This window comes from Geobacter sp. (genome assembly GCF_030834625.1).
In the GTDB taxonomy this organism is placed as follows: domain Bacteria; phylum Desulfobacterota; class Desulfuromonadia; order Geobacterales; family Geobacteraceae; genus Geobacter.
Genome location: NZ_JAUQXO010000060.1, coordinates 18,231 through 28,731 on the forward strand (window position 1 = coordinate 18,231; position 10,501 = coordinate 28,731).

10 protein-coding genes are annotated in these 10,501 nt (G+C 61.4%); 1 reads left to right on the plus strand and 9 read right to left on the minus strand.

Translation table 11 applies throughout. The features are described 5' to 3' along the window. Nucleotide 1: 1 nt before the first annotated feature. The 8 genes from RCH91_RS14275 to RCH91_RS14310 all read right to left on the minus strand — a co-directional run bounded on the left by RCH91_RS14275 (nt 2) and on the right by RCH91_RS14310 (nt 9,775). Nucleotides 2–2,248 carry a PAS domain S-box protein gene (locus RCH91_RS14275; protein ID WP_306535640.1) on the minus strand — a complete coding sequence of 749 codons (2,247 nt, stop codon included), beginning with the start codon at nt 2,246–2,248 and terminating at the stop codon, nt 2–4. A 196-nt stretch (nt 2,249–2,444) separates the two neighbouring features. After that, on the minus strand, nt 2,445–2,618 hold the full coding sequence (locus RCH91_RS14280) for a twin-arginine translocase TatA/TatE family subunit (protein ID WP_306535641.1): 174 nt from the start codon (nt 2,616–2,618) through the stop codon (nt 2,445–2,447). 16 nt (nt 2,619–2,634) lie between these two features. Next, a complete protein-coding gene (locus RCH91_RS14285) occupies nt 2,635–3,132 on the minus strand; it encodes a HyaD/HybD family hydrogenase maturation endopeptidase (protein WP_306535642.1) in 498 nt (165 codons plus the stop codon). Nucleotides 3,133–3,216: 84 nt separating this feature from the next. Continuing rightward, complete coding sequence (locus tag RCH91_RS14290; RefSeq protein WP_306535643.1) at nt 3,217–4,899, minus strand: nickel-dependent hydrogenase large subunit; 1,683 nt, start codon at nt 4,897–4,899, stop codon at nt 3,217–3,219. A gap of 117 nt (nt 4,900–5,016) precedes the next feature. Beyond that, nucleotides 5,017–6,342 (minus strand): Ni/Fe-hydrogenase cytochrome b subunit, encoded by a 1,326-nt coding sequence (gene hybB, locus RCH91_RS14295; protein WP_306535644.1) that lies wholly within the window; start codon nt 6,340–6,342, stop codon nt 5,017–5,019. Between the two features lies 1 nt (nt 6,343). Further along, nucleotides 6,344–7,261 (minus strand): hydrogenase 2 operon protein HybA, encoded by a 918-nt coding sequence (gene hybA, locus RCH91_RS14300; RefSeq protein WP_306535645.1) that lies wholly within the window; start codon nt 7,259–7,261, stop codon nt 6,344–6,346. Beyond that, on the minus strand, nt 7,245–8,348 hold the full coding sequence (locus RCH91_RS14305) for a hydrogenase small subunit (RefSeq protein WP_306535646.1): 1,104 nt from the start codon (nt 8,346–8,348) through the stop codon (nt 7,245–7,247). Before RCH91_RS14305 ends, hybA begins: the two co-directional genes overlap by 17 nt. 584 nt (nt 8,349–8,932) lie before the next feature. Further along, nucleotides 8,933–9,775, minus strand: a complete 843-nt coding sequence (locus tag RCH91_RS14310) for a formate dehydrogenase accessory protein FdhE (RefSeq protein ID WP_306535647.1) — start codon at nt 9,773–9,775, stop codon at nt 8,933–8,935. 122 nt (nt 9,776–9,897) lie between these two features. On the opposite strand from RCH91_RS14310, the gene RCH91_RS14315 reads away from it, so the two are divergent. After that, nucleotides 9,898–10,113 carry a DUF2959 family protein gene (locus RCH91_RS14315; RefSeq protein ID WP_306535650.1) on the plus strand — a complete coding sequence of 72 codons (216 nt, stop codon included), beginning with the start codon at nt 9,898–9,900 and terminating at the stop codon, nt 10,111–10,113. A gap of 129 nt (nt 10,114–10,242) precedes the next feature. Here RCH91_RS14315 and RCH91_RS14320 read toward each other — a convergent pair whose 3' ends face one another. Beyond that, on the minus strand, nt 10,243–10,476 hold the full coding sequence (locus RCH91_RS14320; RefSeq protein WP_373694397.1) for a hypothetical protein: 234 nt from the start codon (nt 10,474–10,476) through the stop codon (nt 10,243–10,245). Nucleotides 10,477–10,501 lie beyond the last annotated feature (25 nt).

Consider the following 10,501-nt stretch of genomic DNA (forward strand, 5'->3'; position numbering starts at 1 on the left):
TTCATTCCACGCTGAAATAAAACGTTGCCCCTTCTCCTTCCACGCCCTCGGCCCAGACCTCCCCGCCGTGGAGGTGGATGATGCGCTGGACCGTGGCCAATCCGATCCCGATCCCTTCAAATTCATCTTCCCGGTGCAGCCGCTGGAATGCCCCGAACAGCTTGTTCGCATAGGCCATATCAAATCCGGCCCCGTTGTCCCGCACAAAGCAGACGCGTCTCCCCCGAGTCTCGGTGGTCCCGAACTCGATGAGCGCCCCCTCTTTCTGTGAAGTGTATTTCCAGGCATTGCCGAGAAGATTATCCATGACAATCCGCATGAGCCGGGGATCGGCCTTGACCACAACACCGTCTTCTATCGTAGCCGCGACATTCCGGTCCGGCCCGGACCGGCCAAGCTCCTCCATGATTCCTCTGGCCATGGCCGAAAGATTGACGGGATGCAGGGCTATTTCCGTGCGTGTCATCCGTGACAATTGAAGCAGGGCATCCACCAGGCGGTCCATCTTGGCGGCGGCGGTGCGGATCCGCCGGAGATATTTCCTCTCCGATTCGTCGAGCTTCAGGGCACAGTCTTCCTCAAGTATCCTGCTGTACCCGTCAAGATGTCGGAGCGGCGCGCGAAGGTCGTGGGAAACCGAATAACTGAAGCTCTCCAGCTCCCTGTTGACCGCCTGAAGGGCCGCCTTCTGCCGAAGGAGATCGAGGTTCAGCCGGATAACCTCTTCCTGCGCCTTTTTCCGGTACTCTATCTCCTGCTTCAAGGCCGAATTGGCACCCTCGAGCTCGGCGGTTCTCTCCCTGACCCGTTGCTCAAGGTCAGTGTTGAGTCGAATTATTTCGCGCTCCGCATGCGTCCGCTCGGTAATGTCCTCCACGAAACCCTCAAAAAATGCAATGTCTCCGTTGTCGCTACGCACAACACGCATGGAAAGGGTGGCAATGAAGAACGAACCATCCTTACGGCGATACTCGACCTCGCTCCGGGCAAACTTCTCCGATTCCAGGGCTAAACGGATGACTTCGGTGCGCTGCCCGGGCGTGATGAATAGCTGCGGCGCAATGTCCGTAACATCCGCGATCATCTCTTCGGGAGACCCGTAGCCAAACATTCCGGCAAGGGTTATGTTGACCCTCAGAAACCTGCCAGCGGTGGTGGACTGGAAGATGCCGACCGGTGCATTCTCGAAGATATCCCTGAATTTTTCCTCGGATCTGCGAAGGGCCGTTTCCGTCTGATTGCGCAGGATTTCGCGCTCCACGATGAGGAGCCCGAAGGAAATGTCCAGCGCCACCTCCTCGAGCAGCGCCACCTCACGTTCGCCGAAGAAGTTCGCATCACGGTCATACACCATCAGGGCGCCGCACACGTCCCCGCCCAAGCGGAGGGGAAACGCCGCGGAGGAACGCCATCCGGCACGGGTGGCTGACTCGCGCCACGGCACCGTGCGCGGATCGCTCAGAAAGTCATTGCAGACATAGGGGCGCCCCTCGCGAATGGCCGTGCCGGTGGGGCCACGCCCTTCGAGGCGGTCGTCGGCGAAGACGTGAATACCGTTCAGGTAGCCGGTTTCATCACCCTGTTGGGCTGCCACCTCAACCTTGTGGGTGACGGGGTTGTGCAGACCGACCCATACCATGGAGAACTCACCGAACTCCACCAGAGCACGGGTCACCTCCTGGAACAGTTCCTCCCGTGAAGTAATGCGGACGATGGCCTGGTTGACCTGGCTGAGGGCCGAGTAGAGGCGGTTGAGGCGCTTGAACTCCCGCTCATGCTCCTTGCGGTCGGTGATGTCGGTCTGCACACCGTCCCAGACGATACGGCCGTCAGGGGTGCGGGTCGGGGTTGAGCGCACCTGCATCCAGCGCCACTCTCCGTCGGGGCGGCGCAGTCGCAGATCCATCGCAAAGGTGGTGAGATCGCGGGCGCTGGCTTGTTCAGCCTCCACCAGTGCGGGGAACTGCTCGGGGTCGACCTGCCGGTGTAGTGCTCCGGCATCGTTTAAAACTTCCTCAACGGTTACGCCATTGAGCCGTTCAATTCCCGCGCTGACATAGAGAAACCGCGGCGAGCCGTCGGCATCATGGGTGTACTGGTAGATGAAGCTGTCGGGGAGGTTGTCGCCCAAACGGCGGATTCGCTGCTCGCTCTCACGGAGCGCATCCTCGGCCATCCTGCGGGCCGTGACATCATCAACATTCACGTTGCGGGACTGTTCATCCCCCTGCCGACTAGTATCATCCATCTATCATGCCCTCACACTTCCCCTCCGGCGCCAGGAAGAGAGTATCGTGGGCGGGCGCTCGGTTCACCCTCTCATATACCGTGCTTCTGAGCCATGTCAATTGACATGGGGAAATCCCCCTTGCGGAACGAAAAAAGGAGCCCATGGCTCCTTTTCCGTTACTGCGTTGCATACATAGTTCCCGGCCCGGAGTCAGTCAGGCCTCGGTGGTCTTGTTGACGACCTTCACGTCATCCTCGTTGATCCCCTTCTTGAAGCTGCGGATGGCGCCGCCCAGGGACTGCCCCAGCTGGGGGAGCTTGGACGGGCCGACCACCACCAGGGCGATGGCGAGGATGATCATCATTTCAGGCATTCCAATTCCGAACATTACGGTCTCCTTTGACTTACTGTAGCGCCGCCTCACCCTTCTCGCGAACGGCATATCCCATCTCCTTCAGTTCATCCACCAGAAGCCGGGCCACCTGGGGAAGCCGCTCCCCCACGGTAGCGGACAACTCGTTCCCCGCATCGAGGGTTTCGGGAATCACGCCCAGGAGACTGATCCGCGGCGGGCATCCCCCACGCATCTCGCTGATGAAGAGCATCTCCTGGATGCCGATCTGGTGGGGGGAGAGCTTTACCGGCAGGCGGTTCAGCATGATGTCTTCCTTCTCGAAGCGGAAGACCTCCCCCGGCGCGCCGGCGGTCTCCAACGTGTCGACGATGTAGACCCGGTCGGCCTCCTCGATCTTGTGGGTGACCATGATCCCGAGGGTGCCGCCATCGAAGAGCTCCACGTCCTCGGGAAAGTCATAGTGCTGTTCCAGATAGTTGATGCAGTGGACGCCGAATCCCTCGTCGGAGAGGATCAGGTTGCCGGCGCCGAAAATAAGGGTTTTCATTGGTTCTCCCGTAGGGGCGCCGCTTGCTGCGCCCTGATGCACGTCTGAGGCGGGCGCAGCAAGCGGCGCCCCTACTAAATGTATCTACAGCACCTTCACCTTCGTGATCTCTTTCCCTGCCGGGTCGATGGTGTGGACCGCGCAGGCGATGCAGGGGTCAAAGGAGTGGACGGTGCGGAGCACCTCCAGGGGCTTGTCGGGCTGGGCCACGGGGTTGCCGACGAGAGAGGCTTCGTAGGGTCCGGCCACGCCCTGCTCGTCCCGGGGCGACGCATTCCAGGTGGAGGGGACCACCGCCTGGTAGTTCTTGATCTTCTTCCTGTCGATGACCATCCAGTGGGAGAGGAAGCCCCGGGGCGCCTCATGGAAGCCGACTCCCTTGTACTCGCCGTTGGGAATCTCGGTGTGGTTGGCGTAGGTGGAGTCTCCCCTTCCCACGTTGGCCACCAGCTTGTCCAGGTACTCAAGGGAGAGGTCGGCCATGACGTGGGCCCGGACGCCCCGGCAGAAGAGCCTGCCCATGGTGGAGTGGATCTCCTTGAGTCCTATCCCGAGCTTGGCCGCGGCGTCGTCCACGAGCTTTTTCACCTTCGGGTTGCCGGAGGCGTAGGCGGCCATGACCTGGGCCGGGGGCCCCACCTGCATTGGCTTGCCGTTGAAGCGCGGCGACTTGCACCAGGAGTACTTGCCGTTCTCCTGGAAGTCGGTGTAGTCGGGCTTGGTCTCCCCGTCCCACGGGTGGAGCGAGTCGGCCCCCTCGTACCAGGCGTGGGCCACCCCCTCGGTGATCCCCTGGATGAGGGGCTGATCCTGATGGTTGGTGATGGGCTTGAAGGTGCCCAGGTCGCCGCCGTTGATGATGCCGCCGGCCAGGGCGAATTTCGTGTTCCGCGTGTCCTCGGCGAACTCGGGGACGGCGATGTAGTTGGTGACGCCGGCGCCGTGCCTGAACCACTCCTTGTAGAAGGAGGCGATGGTCACGAGATCCGGGTAGTAGACCTTCTGGACGAATTCGCGGGTCTCCTCCATGAGGGTGCGGAGGTAGGCGATCCGCTCCATGTTGAGGGCGGCCATGTTCTCCATGTTGATGGCGGTGGCGACGCCCCCCACCACCAGGTTCTGGATGTGGGGGTTCTTGCCGCCGAGGATGGCCACGGCCTGGGCCGCCCGGCGCTGGTAGTCCAGGGCCTTGAGATAATGGGCCACGGCGATGAGATTCACCTCGGGCGGCAGCTTCATGGCCGGGTGCCCCCAGTAGCCCGAGGCGAAGATGCCGAGCTGGCCGCCCCCCACGAAGGCCTTGAGCCTGTCCTGGACCGCCTTGAACTCCTTCTCGCTGTTCCCCGGCCAGTCGGAGACGCTCTGGGCGATGGATGCCGCCTTCTTCGGGTCGGCCTTCAGGGCCGAGACGATGTCCACCCAGTCCAGGGCCGACAGATGGTAGAAGTGGACGATGTGGTCCTGCACCGAGTGCTGGGCGATCATGATGTTGCGGATGTACTGGGCGTTGAGCGGCACTTCCACGTTCAGGGCATTTTCCACCGAGCGGATGGAGGAGATGGCGTGGACCGTGGTGCAGACGCCGCAGAAGCGCTGGGCGTAGGACCAGGCGTCCTGGGGGTCGCGCCCCTTGAGGATCGTCTCGATCCCCCGCCACATCTGGGCCGAGGACCAGGCCTTGGAAACCTGCCCCCCGTTCACTTCCACGTCGATTCTCAGGTGACCCTCGATCCGGGTGATGGGGTCGATGGTGATGCGTTTGGACATGTATTCCTCCAGAATGATATTCGATGATTTGTAGGGGCAAACCCAAGTGGTTGCCCTGCCGGTCTCACCGGCAAAAGGCGGGCGGCCACGCGGGGCCGCCCCTACGGGTGAACTTCCCTATTTACCCACAAACACCCGGGCAGACACTGCGTCGCCAACCAGCTCGCCAGCCTCTTCCTCCACCTCTTCCTCGAAGTGCTTCTTCGGATTCGGCATGACCGGGAAGATCTTGACGAGGACGAGATAGCCGAGGATTTCGAAGGCGATGATCCCGACGGTGATCATGAACTCGGCCACCGACGGGAAGTAGCTCCACCCATCGCCCGGGTTGAAGGCGATGAGGTAGACGTTGAAGCGGTAGAGACCGCCGCCGAGCATCAGGAGCGCCCCGGAGATGAAGAGCTCGCGGGGGGAGAAACGGTTCTTTTTCGTGAGCATCATGAAGGCGCCGGTGCCGATGAGGGCCACCTCCAGCAGGAAGAAGAAGGCGTTTGTGTCGAAGGCGAAGATGCTCGGGATCTGGTTCCGCCAGATGAGGTCGCCGAAGCGTACCGCCATCCAGAGCCCGGCGATCCACGGTACGACCCGGGCGATGCCCGACAGCTCATGCACCTCGAAGGCCCTCTTGAAGCCGTAGGAGGAGAGGATCGACTCGAACATCACCGTGGCATAGCCGATGAAGATGCAGTTGATGAGGAAGAGGAGCGGCAGGAAACCGGTCTGCCAGAGGGGGTGGAGCTTCTCGCCGGCGATGATCATCATTGAGCCCAGGGACGACTGGTGCATGGACGGGAGCGTGATGCCGAGGACGATGAAGAAGATCAGCACCTTGTCGAGCCGCACCTGCACGTGCCCCGCCACCTTGCCCACCGCCAGGAGGCCCGAGTGGAGGGCGTCGCCGTTGGAGATGAGGCGCGGATGGAGCCAGTGGGCCGATTCGCGCACCCACCGCCACTTGCTGTGCTCCAGGGTGTAGAGAATGGCCGGCAGGAACTCGATGATGAGGACCGTGGAGTACGACATGACGCAGAGGGCCACTTCGAACATGATCGAGTTGGGCTGCCACCGCGACGGCATGAAGAAGCTGTAGGCGTTCCAGTAGCGCCCCAGGTCCACCACGACGGAGAAACCGGCGAGGCAGTAGCCGAAGACGCTGGTGAGAATGGCCGAGCGGATCAGGGGGTGGTACTTCCACCGGTTCATGATGTAGATCATGAGCGCCAGGGCGTAGCCGCCGCAGGCAAAGGCGGTGCCGGTGGCCACGTCGTAGGCGATCCAGATCCCCCAGGGGAACCCGTCGGATAGGGCCGTCACGGCCCCCACGCCTGCAAAGAACCGGTAGGCGATGAGCCCGAAGCCGATCACGACCAGGGCAAGGAGGATGAAGAATGGCTTGGTGAAGATCTTGCCGGGCTGAACCTGGTATTCGTCGTGGTGTCCCATTTTAGTCGTCCTCCCCGTGCCCGAGTTTGTCCTGCCCCTTCTTGTTCTTCAGGGCAATGACCGCCAGGGTCCCGTAGAGGGCCACCGGGGCCATGAACCCCTTGTAGATGGTGTGCTGGATATGCTCCGAGAGCGCGGCCGGCGACTCCTCCTGCAACTCGGGGAGCCCCAGCTTCTTGAAGGGGAAGGCGGCCAGGTAGAGGTGATTGCCGCCCCCCACCTCCTTCTCGCCATACACCTTGCCGATGTAGCGGTCAGGGTTCTCCGTGATCCGCCGGTGCGCTTCTGCCAGCAGAGCCTTACGGTTGCCGAAGGCGATGGCCCCCACGGGGCAGGTCTCGCCGCAGGCGGGCTGTCCCTTTGCCTTCAGGTTCGTCTCCTTGCAGAAATCGCACTTGACGATCTGGGGAATGGCCTTGGTCCACTGGAAGCGGGGGATGTTGTAGGGACAGGCCACCTGGCAGTAGCGGCATCCGATGCAGGCGTTCTTGTCGTAGGCAACCACGCCGGTGACCGGGTCCTTCGTCATGGCCTTCACCGGGCAGGCGGATACGCACCCCGGCTTCGTGCAGTGCATGCAGGAGTGCTTCACGTAGGAGAACCGGGTGTCCGACTCCTTATAGAGCTTGATGACCGTGCGGGTGTCGCCGGAGAGGTCCTTGGGGGCGTCCCAGAGTTTGTCGGTGTCGGTGGCGAGGTGCTCGTAGCCCAGGTTGTTCTGGTCGAAATTCACCCGCTTGCAGGCCGCCATGCACGCCTTGCAGCCGACGCACTTGGTGGCGTCGTAGAGCATGGCGATGGCGGTGTTGCTCTCCCCCGCCGGGGCCGTGGACGCGCAGAGGGGGGCCGCACTCGCCAGGCAGGCGGCGCCGGTGAGCCCCATGAGCTTCAGGAAGTCGCGCCTATTCGTGCTTTTCATGGCTTTCCTCCCCGCTGGGCAGTTTCTTTGCCAGCATGGTGCCGGCCCCCAGGGCCAGGCCGCCGGCGATGCCGACCACCCCGGTGGCCAGCGGGCTCACGCCGGGCCCCTTCTGCCCCAGTTCGGCCGGAGCGTAGGTGTCGGGAGGCGTCGGCAGATGAATCTGCAGCTTCTCGGCAATGGGCTTCTTGAAGAGGATATCGGGCTCGGTGCAGCCGATGCAGGGGTGACCCACCGAGACGGGCCACACCCCGGCGTCGTTGAAGCGCTGCACGGAACAGTTGGCGAAGGTCGCAGGCCCCTTGCACCCCAGCTTGTAGAGGCAGTACCCCTCGGCGTGGGTCTTGTCGCCATAGGCAACGGCAAAGCGACCCGCGTCGAAGTGGGGACGCCGTTCGCAGTGCTCGTGGATCTTGCGGCCGTAGGCGAACTTGGGACGACCCAGGGAATCGAGCTCCGGGAGCTTGTTGAAGGTCAGGTAGTAGAGGACCGTGGAGAGGAAGTTGTAGGGGTTCGGCGGGCAGCCGGGGATGTTGATGATCGGCTTGTTCTTGATGATGTCCCGGACCCCCACGGCGCCGGTGGGGTTGGGGGGGGAAGACTGGATGCCACCGTAGGCGGCGCAGGTGCCGATGGCAATGATGGCGGCGGCCCCCTCGGCGGCCTTGGTAAGGGAATCGACAGCGGTCACCCCTCCCACCTTGCAGTAGATCCCCTTGTCCTTCGTGGGGATCGCCCCTTCCACCACGAGGATGTACTTGCCGTGGTTGGCGTGCATGGAGTCGTGGAGCGACTTCTCGGCCTGGTACCCCGAACCGGCCATGAGGGTCTCGTGGTAATCGAGGGAGAGGGTGTCGAGGATCAGCGATGACACGTCCGGATGATTAGAGCGAAGCAACGATTCGGAGCAGCCGGTGCACTCCTGGAAGTGGAGCCAGATGACCGGCGGCCGGCCGGCCCGCTGGGCAGCCTCGGCAACCTTCGTGTGCATGCTGTACGGCAGCCCCATGACGGCTGTGGCCGCGACGCAGGTCTTGATGAAATCCCTCCGTGATACACCGTCACGAAGCACCGCTTTTTTTCCCATACCCCCCCCTGTCATGTCGATAATTCGTATTGTGTCCCGATTCGGAGCTGTCCGGAAAGCCGGACTGGTCGTGTTTTGATTGATAATATCTAATTTTAAAGGCATCTCATGCTCGTATACATCAACATATATGCCAGATACTGAGACGACTCCAATCTTTCAAGCTAATCGAATAACAACCTGGAAAAACTAAAATTATCTACACCAAAGCACGGTACAGCTTCGATCAGCAGCTGATTTTGGCAATCAATCAATGCATCATTTTGTCCCGCGATGTATCATTTTGTCTCGACAACGTTGCATTTTATAAGCGACAAATGGCAACCATTAAAATTACAGGATAGTAACAAAGGGAGGCAACAGAGAGATGGAGGCACAAAAAGGGAGGGATTGAATGTATCGGTGGTTTGACAACGAAGAAAGAGTGGAAAGGTAGGGGCGAAGCAGGTAAGGCGTTTGCTTCGCCCCTACCGATCACTGAAGATGGAAGGTGTTCAGGCCCAACGAAGGCCTTGCAACGGAAGAAGTTCTGACGATCCAAATGAAAAAAACAATCTGGAAACAAAACCGCACCAAAAACATAATCATCTGCCCCGTCGGTACCCCTCCTGGGCCGCCAGCAGATCCAGAAGAACGGTGGCCAGATCGTCCAGCTCCGGCGGCACTTCGGCGCTCCCCGAGGGGGACATGCGGGTCTTGATGTACTGGGTGCAGGCAAGGCAAACATCAACCCGGTGGGGACTGTCGCCCGTTGTGAAATAGGTAAGCTTTTCCGGATCGTCGTTGCCGCAGAAGGGGCAGGCGGGTTGATTGAAGGTCCAGCGGCTGAAGCAGGTGGAACAGGAAAGGTGGCGCTCTCCCTCCTCCCCCACCAGCTCGGCCATGGCCGCCGGCGAGCCGCAGACCGGGCAGACGTGCCGGTCCCACCCCGCAAACCGGGCCGGGTCGACCCCCTCGGCCGCCTGTTCAAGGGCGGTCCTGAGGGGGGTGTGAAGGGCGAATTCCAGGAGCCCCGGGTCGATGCGCACCGCCAGGGCCGTTTCGAGGATGGCCCGACGCTCGCGGGCCAGGCAGCCCCGCAGAAGCGCCGGAATGTCGGCTTTCCCGTCGGCAAGGGCCTCCCGGAGCCGCTCCAGGCTTTCGCCGCCGTCGTTCCCCACCCGCTGCATCACGTCGATCACCGTCCCAATGAACGCCATCGCCTTTTCGCGATCAACGGCAATGGCATCGAAAGAGACAAGCGGAACCCCGCCACTCAAACGCTCGGTCACCTGACTTTCCGGAAGGGTGACCGTCAGACCGGTCTCCCCCTCCCTCCCTTCGATGGCTGCATACAACTCGCTAAAGAGGGCGAGCACCTCGGCGTACTCGGGATTCTCGCGGCACAGGGTATCGACAAAGGCTTTCTTTGCGGCGGCTCGTGGCATGGCGAAATCGGTTTCCTTTCACAAGGGAGTGAGATACGCGGCATGGGTCTGCACGCGTCATCCGTCCCCCACTATTACCTTTCTTTGCCGTTTCCCGCAACCTTCCACACAAGAGCCACTCCATAAAAGTTCCTCCTAAGAGGGCCGAAGCCAAACTTGATCCGGCCCTGACCCCACTCCACGACCAGGTCCTGTTCATGAAGCACAATCTTAACGCCAGGGCCATTGCCGGACTGAGCGACGAACTGGTCACTGTCCAGGCGAATGTCGACAAGCTGGTCCGCGACATGGAGAAATCCATTGCCCAGGCGTTCATCGCATCCCTCCAGGCAGAATGAGAAAACCGGGCGTCCGACAAACAAGAGGCCGTCTCCCGCTCATGGGGGACGGCCTCACTGGTTCTGCGGCTCCATTGATTCTCCTGTACCGGGCGCCCAATCTCGGTGCCGCGGCGGTTGCCTTCCGCTTCAGTGGCTCTTTACTTCAACCTTCTCTCCAAAGCTCTCCTTCACCCCTTTGACGATGCCGAGCATGGTGAGAACTGCCGGTACCATCTGGGCCACGATGATCAGGGCGCAGAAGCCGAGGAAAATCCATACGAACACGCCGCTGTTGTCTTCCCGTGCCCCCGATGCCGCCAGAGCCGACGTTACGCTCCCCATTACCATTGCCAGTGTGCTGGCTGCCGTTCTCGCTCTCATGACCGTCTCCTTTCTTATTCTCTTC